Raw genomic sequence first — 15,847 nt, forward strand, 5'->3', positions numbered from 1 at the left:
AGAGCAGGATTAGGATTAGAAACAGGATAATTGTCATAACTTAAATGATTGATGAATCGCTAATGCCAAAGCTTGTGCCGTTGAAAATGCTGATCTATTTAAGTTGCTTACTTATAGTTGTTTATGTTGTTTTTTGCCTGTGTGAAAAATTTTTGACATAAAAAAACCCTTCCGTTTTGGAAGGGTTTTTATCAAAAAAGGGTGTTTGTAAAAGGATTATTTAAACTGCCCTTCCGTGTGTAACATCTTAAAAAATTGGTTGAGGTTCGATCCCAGCGATTTTTCAAAAGAGGCTTTCATGTCTTCTGGTGTTGGGTGTTTGTTTTTCCATTGAGCAAAATATGTTTTAAACGCCAGATCAATTTTATCTCTGCCGACTGCAGATTCTAATAAATATAACCAAAGTGCAGTTTTCATATAAGAAATCAATCCATATTCATCAGAAGTAGAAAAATTGGCTGCAGGTGTTTCAATAGCCGATTTCATCGGGATGCTGGACAAAGCATTATAAATACTTGCCTGAAATTTATCTGTTGGTAGTTCTTTTACCTGTGCCGGTATTGCATCCCCAAAAATCGAGTTTGCCTTATACTTCTCTGCTTCATACCTAAACTGGAAATAGGTATTTAAACCCTCATCCTGCCAGGTATGCATGCGTTCATTACTGCCCAGCATACTCATAAACCAATTGTGGCCAACCTCATGTGTAATTATTGCATCCAAACTTGTTGCTTTTGCATCGGGGCTGGTAATCAAAGTAATTGTAGGGTACTCCATTCCACCACTAGAATTATTTTTAGGTCCTTCTATAGCCTGTACAACCGGATAATCATATTCGCCAATCCACTCGCTATATTTCCTGGTTGCATCTTTAATATAATCGATACTGTTTACCCATAGCGATTTCTTTTTATTGTGGTAATAGCTAAAAGCATCTATCATTTTACCAGAGGCCAATTTTACGGTATCATACTGGATAACCAGGTCTTTATCGGCAAACCAGGCAAAGTCGGGTACGTTATTAATGGCATAACTAATCTTTTTTGTTCCGGTTTTTGGTTCATAAAGGAACGGCTTCCCCTCCTTGTTTGCGCTATTTCTTGCACCTATCGATTTATAGATTTCGAGCTCTTCGGCATTTTGCATTACGCCTGTTGCGGCTAAAACATACGCTGCCGGTAGGGTAATGTTTACCCTGTAATCGCCATATTCACTGTAAAACTCGCCCATATCGAGGTAAGGAAATTCGTGCCAGCCATCTTTGTCAAAAACTGCGGGTTTAGGGTACCATTGTGTAACCATAAATTGGGTTTCGGCATATCCCGAACGAGAAAAATAGCTGGGCAGCTTCACTTTAAAGTCAGAATTGATGGTTATCGAATCGCCTGGTTTTAATGGTGACGGGAGCAATACCTTAACAATATCGATGTATTGCGGATTGGGGTGTGCCTCTGTTTTTGCAGCTGCTCCATTTATTTTAAAGCTAAGATCTTCCAGATTGCCATAAGTGTATTTACTTAATTTCTTTTTTCGGGAGGGATCGTTTTTTAGCTGTTGAAATAGCGCCGTTGTTTCGTTTTTATAAGCATTGGGCCATATATGAAACCAGATAAATTCTAGTGTTGAAGGCGAATTGTTTTTGTAAACAATCGTTTCTGCACCAGTTAACGATTTTTCTGTATCGTTTAAGGTTACGTCAATGTTATAGGTAAGGTGCTGTTGCCAATACCCTTCCTGCGCAAAAATTGAAAGCGAAATAAACGAGAGTATCAGCGTTAAAATATTTTTTTTCATACCTGTTTTTTAAGCTGCCAAGTAAGCAAAAAAATGGCTGATACTAAAATGCGCTATAAAGTTTATTGTTATAAGATTTTATATATGAAATTACATGGCCTGATAGTGCTCAATAGTTAGCGCCTTTCAGTAGAATTTAGTGCCTTTTGTGGAAAAAACAGAATCTTAAAAATTGATAAACTTATCAATCTGCTCGTTGGTAAACTTAATCGTATCTTCTTTTATTAAATTCCCCTCAGCATCCAGTTCTGTTTTAATGTTGGGGATATGCAGGCGCAAGGGTAAGATGTTTAAATGGATATAGTGGCAAACCCCTGTAAAGTGGTCAACGCCCCTTATGTTGCCATATTTTCCTGATGAAATGCCCACTAAAGCTGCTTTTTTATCGTAAAAACTATCCGGGAAATTGCAGGCATCTATTAATACTTTCAACACACCAGGGTAGCTGCCGTTATATTCGGGCATAACGAAAATGAATTTTTGAGTCTCATTAATCATATCCTGGATTTTTTGGAAAGCATCCGATCTTTTGCCGTACATATCAGTATTAAGCACGTCAATAGGCAGGTGCTCCAAACTGAATACTGTAGCATTGGCACCTTTTTCTTTTAGTTGCTTTTGGTAATATTTGGCAACTTTTAACGTATTGCTATTGTACCTGTTGGTTGCGGCTATAATTGTAATCATGGATAATTGTTAATAAGATGTTCAAAACCCGAATGCGCTTGTTGCTAAAATTGCCATATAGTTTGTATCTTAGCTGATTGTGAAAAAGGCCGTAAACAACGCAAAAATAGGACTTTTTGCCAATTAAAAAGTATAAATAACACAGCCCCAGTAAACGTTAAGTAAATTTCTGATACATAGATGAGCAAAATTATTGCATTAGCAAATCAAAAAGGTGGTGTTGGTAAAACAACTTCATCAATAAACCTGGCTGCTAGTTTAGCCGTACTAGAATATAAAACTTTGTTAGTTGATGCCGATCCACAGGCAAATTCAACATCCGGTATCGGTTTCGATCCCCGGAATATAAAAGATAGTATTTATGAGTGTATTATTAATGATATCGACCCTTTACAGGCGATTCAAAAAACTGATACACCAAATTTAGATTTATTACCCGCGCACATCGATTTAGTGGGTGCGGAGATTGAAATGATTAACCTGAACAACCGCGAGTATAAAATGAAAGCGGTTTTGGAGAAAATTAAAGATCAGTACGATTTTATCATTATCGATTGTTCTCCATCATTGGGTTTAATTACCATTAATGCTTTAACAGCAGCCGATTCGGTAATTATTCCGGTACAGTGCGAGTATTTCGCCCTTGAAGGTTTGGGTAAATTATTAAATACCATTAAAATTGTACAGAACCGTTTAAATACAGATCTGGAAATTGAAGGTATTTTATTGACCATGTACGATGTGCGTTTACGTTTATCGAACCAGGTAGTAGAAGAAGTTAAAACACACTTCAACGAACTGGTTTTCGAAACCATTATTCAGCGTAACACCCGTTTAAGTGAGGCACCAAGTTATGGCGTTTCGGTAATTATGCACGATGCAAACTGTAAAGGTGCCATTAACTACCTTAACCTTGCCCGCGAAATTGTAAAAAAGAACGGCTTGTTAAAAGAAGAAGAAAATATTGGAACAGCAACTTTATAAATTATAGATGACATCTTTTCAGCGAAAAACAGGTTTAGGAAGAGGGTTAAGTGCGCTTTTAGATGATAGCGAAGCTGCTCATCCACCGAAACAGCAGGTAAATGCTGTAAGCGAAACCGAGCAGGTTGGCAATATCAGTCATGTAAATTTAACAGAAGTTGAAACCAATCCTTACCAGCCGCGTACCGAATTTGATCAGGTTGCTTTAAACGAGCTTGCCGATTCGATCAGAGTGCAGGGGCTGATTCAGCCAATTACCGTTAGGAAACTTGGTGCAAACAAATACCAGTTAATTTCGGGCGAGCGTAGGTTCAGGGCCTCAAAACTGGCTGGCCTAACTCAGGTTCCGGCTTATATCCGTAGTGCCAACGATCAGCAGATGCTGGAAATGGCATTGATTGAAAATATCCAACGCGAAAATTTAAACGCCATTGAGGTGGCTTTGAGTTTCCAAAGGATGATTGATGAGGTGGGTTTAAAGCAAGAGCAATTGGGCGAACGGGTAGGTAAAAACCGTACTACGGTAACCAACTATCTGCGTCTGTTAAAACTTCCACCCGCTATTCAGGCTTCTATCCGCGATCAGCGAATTTCAATGGGGCACGCCAGAGCATTAATCAATGTAGATGGTGTAGACAGGCAGTTGTATATTCACCAGGAAATCCTTGAAAAGGGTCTTTCAGTTCGGAAGGTTGAAGAATTGGTGCGTAACTTACAGCATGTACCCTTAAAAGCAGCCGACAAACCAAAAGTAAAGGCAGTTTCTTTCCAATATCAAAAACTACAGGACGATTTGGCTTCTAAATTTGCCACCCGGGTAAAATTAAAAGTAACCCAGAATGGTAAAGGGGCAATAGAAATCCCATTTATGAGCGACGACGACCTGAACAGAATTTTAGAATTATTAGATTGGTAATGCAAAAAACGAAGCTTTTAATACTGCTTTCTTTATTTACATTTTTTATTGTAAACCTGGCAAGTGCGCAGGTAAAGGATACTGTATTAAAATCTGCTGATACCACAAAAACGAAAGTGGTAGTACCAATTGGTAAGGGAGGGGCAAAGCAGCCGGTAACCCGCCAGGATTCGATGAAAGCCAAATACGTTAACCCCGGCAAAGTTGCCGGTAGAAAGGCGGTTTTTAGATCGATGATTATACCAGGCTGGGGACAGCTGTACAACATGCAATTACTTAGCGATGGTTATGGAACCAGGGCTGGCAAAAGCCAGTTTTGGCAAAAAATTTATACAGGAGGCAAAATAGCAGCCATTTATGGTGGTATTACGGTGCTTACCATGTCTTATATCGAAAGTACCAAGCAGTATAATTTATCGCTGAAAGAGCTTCAATATCGCGATTTGAATAATGGAACACCTGATCCTAATGGACCTTTCGGTGCCAGATATTCAACTTCAGGAATAACCTTACGTAAGGATACTTACAGAAGAAACAGGCAGATTGTGCTTTTCTCTTATGGTTTGGTTTATTTTGCCAATATTGTTGATGCCTATGTTGCCGCTCGACTGCATTTCTTTAACATCGATGATAATCTGGGGACCGTAAAAGTCATGCCAACAATGATCAACACGAACACGGTGTTCGGCTTCAACGCCACGCCTGCACTCAAATTATCACTCACATTTTAATCTCAATAAAACGATCATGTTATTGCCAACAACAAAATGCTTATAATTGATGATCTTTTTAATCACCTTTAATATAATATATAGATGAAAATTGCGCTTTTAGGTTACGGCAAAATGGGGCAGATTATAGAAAAATTTGCTCTCGAACGCGGTCACGAAATCGTTTTAAAAATAACTATCGATAATCAGAAAGATTTAACCCGCGAAAATTTAAAGGCTGCAGATGTTGCTATCGATTTTAGTACACCCGATTCGGTTTTAAAAAATATTGATACCTGTTTTGATGCCAATGTGCCGGTAGTTGTAGGCACAACTGGTTGGTATGGCAAATTACAGGAAGTAAAAGATGACTGCGATAAAAGTAACAATACCTTACTTTATGGGTCTAACTTCAGTATTGGCGTAAATCTGTTCTTTAAACTTAACCAAACACTGGCTAAACTGATGAATAATTATCCGGCTTACGAGGTGCAGGTAGAAGAAATTCACCATACCCAGAAACTGGATTCGCCAAGCGGAACAGCCATTACACTGGCAGAGGGGATTGTTGAAAATCTTGAACGCAAACAAGAGTGGTTAAATGAAGTGGTGGGAACCGATGTAGAGTTGTTTCCGAAAGCTGATCAATTACTGATTGAGTCGCACAGGATTGAAAATATTCCTGGTACGCATACAGTAATTTACAGTAGCGAGGTTGATGAAATAGAAATTAAACATACCGCACATAACCGTGCTGGTTTTGCTTTAGGTGCAGTGGTGGCAGCAGAGTGGGTGAAAGATAAAAAAGGATTTTTCAGTATTACAGATATTTTTGAATAGGACTGGTACTAAAGCTGAAAGATCAAATCGCTAAATAAATCTGTGATATCGCTTAATCTGTGAAATCACACCAAAGGAAATGCAGATAACAGGTAGTCGATTAAATAAAATCGCAGACCAAAATTAAGATATATGAATTATAAATTCTGGCAGAGAAAAAAAGATGCCACTAAGAAGAAGAAAACGAAAACCCGCGAGTGGGTAGATGCTATTGTTTTTGCTGTAGTAGCTGCAACCATCATCCGTGTATTCTTTATCGAAGCTTATACCATTCCGTCAGGATCGATGGAGCGTTCGTTACTGATCGGCGATTTCCTTTTTGTAAGTAAGGTAAATTATGGCGCACGTATCCCAATGACGCCGGTTGCCTTTCCTTTCGCACACCACACCATGCCTTTAACAACTTCAACCAAAGCATATTGGGATGGCGTTCAATGGAAATACCACCGTTTACCGGGTTTATCAAAAATTAAAAGAAACGATGTGGTGGTTTTCAACTTCCCCGAAGGTGATACTGTTGCAGTAGAAAATCAGGTAGCCAGTTATTACGAGTTGGTTCGGAGCATGGGACGCGAGCAGGTACGCAGCACTTACACTATTGTAGATAGGCCTGTTGATAAACGCGAGAATTTTATTAAACGCTGTATCGGTATTCCGGGCGATGTAATTTCGATGAGTAACGGTATTGCCAGCATAAATGGTAAAGCCGAACCATTAAAAAATACAGGCATGATGCCATATCGTATCGAATTTAAAACAATGGATTTTAATTATTCGGCACTGGATGAATTTAAACTGAACCTCGGAAATACTCCTGCAGTGGCAGACAACACCTATATTGTTGATGCCTCATCAGAAATTGCAGATAAACTGAAAGCACTGGATTTTGTAAAATCGGTAACTTTAAGTCCCGATCCGGCTGGAGAAGTTCCGGGTGGGGTTTTTCCTAACGATCCGAAGAGAGTTTGGAATCGTGATAATTTTGGTCCGATTAAAATTCCGGTAAAAGGATGGACGGTGCAGATCGACAGTAATACAATGCCACTTTATTATCGCGCCATCAGAACTTACGAAGGCAATAAGGTAGAGCAAAAAGACGGTAAGTGGTTTATTAACGATAAGCCAGCTACTAGTTATACATTTAAAATGGATTATTACTGGATGATGGGGGATAACCGCCATAACTCTGCTGACTCTCGTTACTGGGGCTTTGTGCCCGAAGATCATATTGTTGGTAAAGCCCTGTTTGTTTGGATGAGCTGGGATAGTACAGCTTCTTTCTTACATAAAATAAGGTGGAGCAGATTGTTTATGGGAATTCATTAAACCATTTTTAATTAACTCATTTAAGGCTTGCATTTTATGCAGGCTTTTTTTTTGTGCCAAAATCACCTTTTTTTCTTAGAGTCATTAATAATACGAATTACGCTTAACTCGTATCTTTTGATCGCTGCTTCCCTTGTTAGCTAAAATAGTGCTTGGAAGCTAATCTGAGTGGGTATTTACCTATGTGATTGTTTTATTGTTTCAAATTAATTAACGATTAGTTGAAATGATAAAATGCTAATAATTGGATTTCTTTTTAATTTTTTTAAAAAGATTTCGTTTCTTTTATTTTTTTTTATAATTTTATGTAAACCAAATGTAAAATGTCAGCAACTATTAAGAAAGCACAAAGATTACGAGCCGACATCATTAAGCTGCTTTACTATAAAAAAAAATCGTCCCTAACTGATTTAAGTAAACGCACAAAGAAAAGCTTGCCGCTGATTACCTCCACTGTTAATGCTTTAATGGAGGATGGTTTAATTATCGAGCAAGGATTAGCCCCTTCAACAGGGGGACGTCGCGCATTGAATTTTTTATTGAACCCTAATTATAAAAGGTACATAATAGCTGTAGCCATGGATCAGTTAACCACCCAGTTAACCATATATGATTTGTCAAACCATCAGGTTTTGCCTACTCAGACCATTGATTTAGATATGGCTGAGGGTAAAAGTGTGGATGGGTTAATAGCTTTTATTGATGATTGTATAACAAAATCGACCATTAGCAAGGAGTATTTGTTAGGTATAGGGATAGGGATGCCGGGCTTTGTTAATGCAGAGCGTGGCGTAAACTATTCTTTTATGCAGGTTGAAGGCGATATTAGCTTGCAGGATTATTTATCTAAACAATTAAACTTACCTGTTTATATCGATAACGATTCGAGTTTGATCGCGCTGGCAGAATTAAATTTTGGTGAAGCAAGGAACTTAAAAGATGTGCTCGTAGTTAATATTGGCTTGGGTACGGGCTTAGGTTTGATTATTAACGGCAAATTATATAGGGGCAGTAGTGGTTATGCTGGCGAATTTAGTCATATTCCATTGTCTGAGTCAAATACCTTATGTTCGTGTGGTAAACGAGGCTGTTTAGAAGTAGAAACTTCTCTTTTGGTCATGGTTCAAAAAGCAGAAGCTGCGGTAATGAATGGTGAAGAAACTAGTTTAAGAACCTTATTTAAGGATGAAACTAAAAGCCATGTTGATCATTTTTTACATGCGGTTATAAAACAAGACCCTGTAGCCATTTCTATTTTGGCTGATGCAGCATTTCAGATCGGCAAGGGGTTGGCTACTTTAATACATATTTTAAATCCTGAACGGATTGTTTTAAGCGGGCAGGGTGCTAAGGCCGGAAAAATGCTGCTCCCGCCAATACAACAGGCACTAAACGAGTTTTGTATTCCCCGTATCGCCGAACAAACAGATATTAAGTTTTCTACATTAACAAATGAGGCCGAATTATTGGCAGCGGCCAGTTTAATGGTAGAAAATAGCTTATTTGATTAACTAAAACTAAACTAAATAAATATTTTTTTTAACTAACCCCAGAATAAATGAGAGAACAAAAAGGCTGAGAAATTAAATTCGAAAATTATTTTAACTAATCTTAACTAAACAAAATAAATTATGAAAAAAATGTACTTAAGGTGTTTAAGCATATTGTTATTGTGTTTTTTAACAATAACAGCTTTTGCACAAAAGAATGTTACCGGCACGGTAAAGGACGCTGCTGGTAGCCCTATCCCCGGAGTAAGTATCCTCGAAAAGGGAACTCAAAACGGAACGTCTACCAACGCGGATGGTAAATTTAGCCTTACCGTTAAAGATGGAGCAAAATTAATTGTTAAATCTTTAGGTCTGGTAACTCAAGAGGTTTCGGCTTCTGCTAACCTAATTATTGTTATGAACGATGATTCCAAGTCACTGAACGAAGTTATTGTTACTGGCTTTGGTGTTAAAAAAGAAGTAAAAAGGTTAAGTTATTCTGCAACAGCTGTAGGTGGTGCAGAGTTAGCGCAGGCTAATAACTCCAATGTGGTAAATGCTTTACAAGGCAAGGTAGCAGGGGTTATGATTAACCAGGGTGCCAGTGGACCTCAATCTTCTTCGAGAATCAGAATCAGGGGTAACTCATCTTTAAGTTCAAATACCCAACCTTTAGTGGTTTACGACGGTATATTACTTGATCAAGGTACTTCCGGAGCAGATTCATGGGGTGATGCAGCAGATTTTGGTAACATCATGAAAAACATTAACTCTGATGATATCGAAAGCATTAGTGTATTAAAAGGAGCTGCTGCGTCGTCGCTATACGGTTCTAGAGCTGCGGGTGGTGTACTCCTTATTACTTCTAAGAAGGGTAAAGCTACCAAGGGTTTAGGCGTAACCGTATCGCAAACCAGTTCTTTCGATGATGCTTATAAATTTGTAGATCTTCAAAATGAGTATGGAGGTGGAATTTCACCTGTATTTGCAAAAGATGCAAATGGGATGGATGTTGTTGATCAGCAGGCTGGTTATTATGTAGGTGGATATTCTTTTGGACCTAAATTGGATGGAAGAATGGTTAAGGATTTAGATGGGGTAGTTAGACCATGGGTAGCCAATAATCCATTAGATTATTTTAATACAGGAAAGTTTATCAATACTAACGTATCGGTTGAAGGTGCAAATGAAAACACAACCTATCGTTTAGCTTATACCAATTTATATAATTCAAGTGTTTTACCTGGTAATAATTTAAAAAGAGATGCGTTTGCACTTAGGGTAACCCGGGTAATTTCAAAAGCAATTTCGGTTGATGCGAGTATAAATTATACTATGTCGAATTCATTAAATCCGGCAAGACAAGGAAGTGCGAATAACCCTTTATTTGCATTTACTTATTATAAACCCAGAAACGTAGATTTAAGTACCTATATTAATAACAATATCAATCCGGTAACGGGCGGTGCTTTAGGCTCAAGCAATCGTAATCTTTACGATCCTTATGGTATCGGATCATTTGCATTTGGACTTGAAAATGATAACAGAACTCAAAAGGAAAATAATTTGTTAGCCAATATTGATGTAAATATCAAAATCCTTCCATGGCTTTCTGCTTTGGTAAGAACCAATACAAACTTTTATAATATTGCCTACGAAAGAAAAAATAGAGGTAGTGGTGTTGCATTCTCGGGGGGCGATTATGAAATATCACAAAATACCAATAAATCTTATCGTATTCAGGGCTTGTTAAATGCAAGTAAGCAGTTATCAAATGATTTTGAATTGAATGCCTCAATAGGAGCGGAAACTTATCAAAAAAACCTTGGTAACTCTGCTTTTTACAACAGATCGTACACCAATGGCGGGCTTAAAATTGCCGATGTATATTCTATTGCAAACTCAATTAATCCAGCATCAACAAGTGCCTATCCAAACTTAGGTGAGCGTACTGATGCGGTTTATTTGTATGGTGATATTACTTGGAAAAACATGTTAACCTTAAACTTTAGCGGTAGAAATGACTGGTCATCGGCACTCACTTATAGAGATGGTCACGGTAATTATTCATACTATTATCCAAGTGTAGGTTTGTCGTGGATCTTTACCGAATTACCTGCATTCAAAAATAGTTCGATACTCTCTTTTGGTAAGTTAAGGGCAACATACTCAGCTACTGGATTATCAGCAAAACCGCAGCAGACTAATACTGATGGGTATTATAAATTACAGGATGGTACTTTTAATAATGCGAATGGCGGTAACCAATCGGTTTATGGGTTTAGCGACAATATTCTTAAAAACAACAATTTAAAGAATGAGTTAACCAAGGAACTGGAAATTGGAACCAATTTAGGATTCTTAAAGAACCGTATCAACATTGATTTTGCTTATTATAAGAAAAATTCTTATAACCAAATTTTGAGTTTTTCTTTGCCACAAGAATCTGGTGTTAATTCACAAGCTTTAAATGCAGGTAACATCCAAAATCAAGGTATTGAAGTTTTAGTAACTGGAAAGCCAATCGTATCAAAAGATTTTAACTGGAATGCCTCAGTTACTTTTACACGTAACCGCAACAAAATCATAGAATTGGCACCTGGAGTTGAAAACTACGACCTGGATTTAGCTTTTGGTAACGATATCACTTCGGTTGCCAGAGTAGGCGAAATATATGGCTCATTGATTACGGGTTCTGCTTTTTCATATTATCAAAAGAAAGATGCAAGCGGCAATCCAATTGCCAGCCCAAGCAACGGCAAAAAAGTATTGGGTAATACAGGTTATGGAACCACTGGTGGTTATTACACTTTTGTAAGATCTCAGGATTATGACGGTACTAAGAAAAATTTAGGTACTATGATGGAGAATTATCTTGCAAGTACCAGACAAGAGTTATCTTATAAAAACTTTACGTTAGGTTTTCAGATCGATGCAAAAATTGGAGGTTTAATGGCTTCAGGAACCCATCAATATGGATCTGCTAATGGTTCGTTTGCGAATTCACTTTTTGGTAGAGATGAAGCATCAGGTGGTGTAACTTATACGGATGCGAACGGCATGGTACAGCATGATGGTATTATTCCGGATGGTGTATTAAACGATGGATTAAAAGCTAATGGAGTAGATTTAGGTGGAATGACTTATGCCGATGCGGTTAAACAAGGTTTGTTAAAGCCAATTCCGGCTTATGCTTATTATGAAAACTTAAGTCAATGGTCAAGTGGTATCAGAGAGTATTCAGTATTTGAAAATTCATGGGTAGCACTTCGCGAGATAACTGTAGGATACAACGTGCCTAGCAAATATTTAAGTAAATTAAAGATCAATACTTTAAGCTTAAATTTAACAGGTAGAAATATCGCCTATTTGTATAAAACAGCGAAGGATGGTATTAATCCTGAAAGTATTTTTAGCAATAGAGCAGGTGCTTTTGCTGAATATGGTGGCTGGCCTTTGGTTAGAAGTTTAGGTTTTAATATCAGGGCGTCGTTTTAATTATTAAAGAAATACAGATATGAAGACTATAAATAAAACAAAAATATATTTCCTGATGGTTTCAGGCTTGCTTGTAGCGGGCGGCTGTAAAAAGGAGAGCTTTGTAGAGGCAAATTTGAACCCTACTACGTTATACGAAGTTAAACCCGAAGATCAGTTTCTTCGTGCGGCAGTGGGTTCGCAAGACGATTTCGAGTATTTTGCGGATGTTTACCGTGCGTCCAATTTATGGATGCAATATGCTACGTTGAGTACAGGAAATGGGTTAAACTTTAATAATGTTGGCTCACAATTCAACACCCGTTACGGTAAAATATTTTATGGCAGATTAGGTCCGGCTTTAGTCGATGCAATAAAAAATATTGAAGCGATGCCTGATGCTGATAAAAATGCCAGGGTAAACATGAAAGCAATTTCACAAATACTTTTATCGTATTACGCATTCTACGTGAGCGATATTAACGGAAGTATTCCCTACGCTCAGGCTTTTCAGGCGAGATATGGCGGTACTACAACGCCAGCTTACGATACCCAACAGGCGATATTTGCAAAGGTTGATGCCGAATTAAAAGCAGCAGTAACTACTTTAAAAAGCAATGCAGCCGGGCAGATCAGCCTTGGAGGAAATGATCCTTATTTTAATGGAGATGCTACACTTTGGGCTAAAGCAGCAAATGCATTACGTTTAAAAATAGCCATACGCTTAATTAAGGTAGATCCTACCAAAATGAAAGCAATTGCTACAGAAGTATTAGCTGATCCGGTGCAAATGTCGGGTGTTAATGATTCATGGATGCTTAAAGTTGGCCCATCTTATGCAGATGGTGGCGGTAACTTTAGCCCTGCAAATTTTGCAGCAGGTAAACCTGTATTGGATTTTATGGTAGCAAAAGGCGACCCGAGGTTATCGGCCTTCTATCGTCCAAATGCAGCAGGAAATTATGTGGGTAGTTTTACCAGCCCTGATGAAGCTAAATTACCTGCAAATGCACCATTGTATGCATCTATTAACAATTTATCGCAATTGCAGCACAGATTATTTACACCTAACTTTAATGAAAGTGATGGCTTAGGTGCTGGTACAGGCAAAGGATTTTATCCTGTTTTAACTTATGCTGAGTATTGCTTTTTGCGTGCAGACCTTGCAGCTCGTGGTGTTACCACAGATGTGGCTGAAACCTGGTATAAAAATGGAGTTTATGCTTCAGTTCAATTCTATAGCGATAGAGCTGTTGACGCCAAGGTAGCAAACTTTAACGCAGTAACCACTCCTGCCATTGATACCTACTACAACAAAGTGGGCGTTAAATTCGATGCAACTAAAGCAACTGATCAAATTGCATGTCAGGCTTATCTTGATTTTTTCAGACAACCTTTAGAAGCATGGGCATGGTGGAAAAGAACAGGTTTTCCTAATACTACATCAGTGTTAGCTTGGTCTGACTTGAAAGCAAACGGTACACCACTTGTTTTAGCACGTAGAGCAGGTATTGATTTGTTAAGCACTACCAATTTAAACTATGCAAATCAGCAGGCAGCTATTGCCGAAATGGCTAAAAATCCTGATTTTGGAAGCGGACCAAACGATGCCTTTGGTCGCGTTTGGTGGGATAAAAAATAATCACTAAATTAAAAGAACCCTTAGTAGCTTTATTAAGGGTTCTTTTTAATTAAAAGCAATGAAATTATTTAATGTTTTTTCTCGACTGATTTTTTTCTTAACGATAGCTCTTGTTCCTTTATGGATTCAAGCCCAGGGAAATCTAGTATCTGCTACCAAAATAGAGACAATCAAATTGGTAAATTTAAGCGGAAAAGAAAGCCGTATTAATCTAGATAAAACAATAGTTATTGTATTTTTAAGCCCTGAGTGTCCTTTATGCAAAAATTATTTGCCTGGCTTGGTAAAACTTCAAAACGCCAATAAACAGATTAATTTTTATGGCGTGATCCCAGGTAACAGCTATTCATTAAAAGATATAACTGAGCTCAAAAACGAATATGGTATCAACTTCGATTTATTAACAGACCGGAATAAGAAATTGTCAAAATATTTAGGTGCTACCACCACACCCGAAGTTTTTTTAATAAATAAAATGGGAGTTATAATGTACAGTGGATTAATTGACAACTGGGCATCCTCACTCGGTCAAAAACGGCTGGTAATTACAGAAAAATACCTTGAACAAGCTATAAAAGACCAAATAAACGGCAAACAAACATTTAAAAAAACGATCCCTGTTGGATGCTTAATTAACGATATATAATGAGTCTGAAATCTTTACTATTATTAAAAAGTATTGCTGTTGTAATGGGTGTATTATCTATTTTGAATAGTGCAAAAGCCCAAAAAATAACTTACTATAAAGATGTTGCACCCATTATTCAGAATAAGTGTCAGTCCTGTCATAGGCCTGGTGAAGCGGCTCCATTTTCATTATTAACCTATGAAGATGTTGCAAAAAGAGCTTCTTTTATAAAAAAAGTAACGCAGTCTGGTTACATGCCACCGTGGAAACCAGATAATCACTATCGGTTATTTAAGAACGATAGATCTTTAACCAATGAAGAAAAGCAAATCATAGTTAAATGGGTTGATGCTAAAATGCCGATGGGCGACGCAGGTGAAATACCAAAAATTGCTGTTAAAACATATATAGAAGGCACTCAGTATTCAAGAAAACCTGACCTTGTTTTAAAAACAACCTCAGCATTTAAAGTATTAGGCGATAACAAAGAACGGTTTATCGTTTTTAAAATCCCTTTTGATATTGGTACAGAAAAAAATGTAGAAGCAATAGAGTTTTTTTCGTCCAATAAGAAGGTTGTGCACCATGCCAACTTTGCTATTCACCCTGTGGCTAGTGATGTAGACATTAACCAGGGAGCTGAATTTTTGAATTTAACAGAAGACGATAGAACCAAGTATTCTCAATATTTCCCCTTTAAAAAAACGATGACCTATTATGGGGGCTGGATTCCAGGCACCTCTTACGAATCTTATCCCAATAACTTTGGCTGGGTTATGCCAAAGCGCGGTGTCATATTGTTAACCATACATTATGCTCCGGTTTCAAAAGAAGAAGAGAATATTTCGGGTGTAAATTTCTTTTTTAAGAAAGCACCAATTGAAAGAAAGGTTGAGGTAATTAGTTTAGGATCGGCGGGTGTAGGCGAAAAGTCTATTGAGCCTTATTTTTTTATTCCAGCTGATTCGGTAAGGAAGTTTGAACTAAAAATTACCACTCCACAAGACCAATCTCTGTTATATATTTGGCCTCATATGCATTATTTGGGTAAAGTGTTTAAATCATACGCCGTTACACCTAAAAAAGATACCATACAGCTTGTTTCCATCCCTTCTTGGGATTTTAGATGGCAGGAAATATACCAGTTTAAAAAATTGGTGAAAATTCCGAAAGGCTCCATATTAACAATAGAGGGTACATATGACAATACTAAGGAAAATCCTCATAATCCCAGTAGTCCACCACGAAACGTTTACTCAGCAAATGATATGAAATCTACCGACGAGATGCTGACTATGTTACTTGTGTTTTTGCCTTATAAAGAGAATGATGAACAAATTGTCTTAAAGTAAG

At 37.6% G+C, this 15,847-nt stretch carries 12 protein-coding genes; 10 read left to right on the forward strand and 2 right to left on the reverse strand.

Annotated elements, in window-relative coordinates:
- Window positions 1-216 precede the first annotated feature (216 nt).
- On the reverse strand, window positions 217-1,794 hold the full coding sequence (locus DBR40_RS05585; protein WP_124558773.1) for a M1 family metallopeptidase: 1,578 nt from the start codon (window positions 1,792-1,794) through the stop codon (window positions 217-219).
- A gap of 165 nt (window positions 1,795-1,959) precedes the next feature.
- Window positions 1,960-2,481, reverse strand: a complete 522-nt coding sequence (locus DBR40_RS05590; RefSeq protein ID WP_124558774.1) for an NADPH-dependent FMN reductase — start codon at window positions 2,479-2,481, stop codon at window positions 1,960-1,962.
- Between the two features lie 180 nt (window positions 2,482-2,661).
- On the opposite strand from DBR40_RS05590, the gene DBR40_RS05595 reads away from it, so the two are divergent.
- The 10 genes from DBR40_RS05595 (at window position 2,662) to DBR40_RS05640 (ending at window position 15,846) form a co-directional block, all read left to right on the forward strand.
- The gene (locus tag DBR40_RS05595) at window positions 2,662-3,465 is read left to right on the forward strand and encodes a ParA family protein (protein WP_124558775.1); all 804 of its coding nucleotides are present in this window, start codon (window positions 2,662-2,664) and stop codon (window positions 3,463-3,465) included.
- Between the two features lie 7 nt (window positions 3,466-3,472).
- A complete protein-coding gene (locus DBR40_RS05600) occupies window positions 3,473-4,381 on the forward strand; it encodes a ParB/RepB/Spo0J family partition protein (RefSeq protein ID WP_124558776.1) in 909 nt (302 codons plus the stop codon).
- On the forward strand, window positions 4,381-5,112 hold the full coding sequence (locus DBR40_RS05605) for a DUF5683 domain-containing protein (protein WP_124558777.1): 732 nt from the start codon (window positions 4,381-4,383) through the stop codon (window positions 5,110-5,112). Before DBR40_RS05600 ends, DBR40_RS05605 begins: the two co-directional genes overlap by 1 nt.
- A gap of 84 nt (window positions 5,113-5,196) precedes the next feature.
- Window positions 5,197-5,931, forward strand: a complete 735-nt coding sequence (dapB, locus tag DBR40_RS05610) for a 4-hydroxy-tetrahydrodipicolinate reductase (RefSeq protein ID WP_124558778.1) — start codon at window positions 5,197-5,199, stop codon at window positions 5,929-5,931.
- 132 nt (window positions 5,932-6,063) lie between these two features.
- The gene (gene lepB / locus DBR40_RS05615) at window positions 6,064-7,257 is read left to right on the forward strand and encodes a signal peptidase I (RefSeq protein WP_124558779.1); all 1,194 of its coding nucleotides are present in this window, start codon (window positions 6,064-6,066) and stop codon (window positions 7,255-7,257) included.
- Window positions 7,258-7,580: 323 nt separating this feature from the next.
- Complete coding sequence (locus DBR40_RS05620; protein ID WP_124558780.1) at window positions 7,581-8,768, forward strand: ROK family protein; 1,188 nt, start codon at window positions 7,581-7,583, stop codon at window positions 8,766-8,768.
- Between the two features lie 120 nt (window positions 8,769-8,888).
- Window positions 8,889-12,245, forward strand: a complete 3,357-nt coding sequence (locus DBR40_RS05625; protein ID WP_199748280.1) for a SusC/RagA family TonB-linked outer membrane protein — start codon at window positions 8,889-8,891, stop codon at window positions 12,243-12,245.
- A gap of 19 nt (window positions 12,246-12,264) precedes the next feature.
- Complete coding sequence (locus tag DBR40_RS05630) at window positions 12,265-13,866, forward strand: SusD/RagB family nutrient-binding outer membrane lipoprotein (RefSeq protein ID WP_124558781.1); 1,602 nt, start codon at window positions 12,265-12,267, stop codon at window positions 13,864-13,866.
- 58 nt (window positions 13,867-13,924) lie between these two features.
- Entirely contained in the window at window positions 13,925-14,512 is a 588-nt protein-coding gene (locus DBR40_RS05635; RefSeq protein WP_124558782.1) for a redoxin domain-containing protein, read from the forward strand.
- A complete protein-coding gene (locus DBR40_RS05640; protein WP_124558783.1) occupies window positions 14,512-15,846 on the forward strand; it encodes a cytochrome c in 1,335 nt (444 codons plus the stop codon). Before DBR40_RS05635 ends, DBR40_RS05640 begins: the two co-directional genes overlap by 1 nt.
- Window position 15,847 lies beyond the last annotated feature (1 nt).

This window comes from Pedobacter sp. KBW01 (genome assembly GCF_003852395.1).
Classification (GTDB): Bacteria; Bacteroidota; Bacteroidia; order Sphingobacteriales; family Sphingobacteriaceae; genus Pedobacter.

Coding starts and splice junctions, on each gene's coding strand:
- DBR40_RS05585 (WP_124558773.1), bottom strand. CDS start 1,794: ATGAAAAAAAATATTTTAACGCTGATACTCTCGTTTATTTCGCTTTCA.
- DBR40_RS05590 (WP_124558774.1), bottom strand. CDS start 2,481: ATGATTACAATTATAGCCGCAACCAACAGGTACAATAGCAATACGTTA.
- DBR40_RS05595 (WP_124558775.1), top strand. CDS start 2,662: ATGAGCAAAATTATTGCATTAGCAAATCAAAAAGGTGGTGTTGGTAAA.
- DBR40_RS05600 (WP_124558776.1), top strand. CDS start 3,473: ATGACATCTTTTCAGCGAAAAACAGGTTTAGGAAGAGGGTTAAGTGCG.
- DBR40_RS05605 (WP_124558777.1), top strand. CDS start 4,381: ATGCAAAAAACGAAGCTTTTAATACTGCTTTCTTTATTTACATTTTTT.
- dapB (WP_124558778.1), top strand. CDS start 5,197: ATGAAAATTGCGCTTTTAGGTTACGGCAAAATGGGGCAGATTATAGAA.
- lepB (WP_124558779.1), top strand. CDS start 6,064: ATGAATTATAAATTCTGGCAGAGAAAAAAAGATGCCACTAAGAAGAAG.
- DBR40_RS05620 (WP_124558780.1), top strand. CDS start 7,581: ATGTCAGCAACTATTAAGAAAGCACAAAGATTACGAGCCGACATCATT.
- DBR40_RS05625 (WP_199748280.1), top strand. CDS start 8,889: ATGAAAAAAATGTACTTAAGGTGTTTAAGCATATTGTTATTGTGTTTT.
- DBR40_RS05630 (WP_124558781.1), top strand. CDS start 12,265: ATGAAGACTATAAATAAAACAAAAATATATTTCCTGATGGTTTCAGGC.
- DBR40_RS05635 (WP_124558782.1), top strand. CDS start 13,925: ATGAAATTATTTAATGTTTTTTCTCGACTGATTTTTTTCTTAACGATA.
- DBR40_RS05640 (WP_124558783.1), top strand. CDS start 14,512: ATGAGTCTGAAATCTTTACTATTATTAAAAAGTATTGCTGTTGTAATG.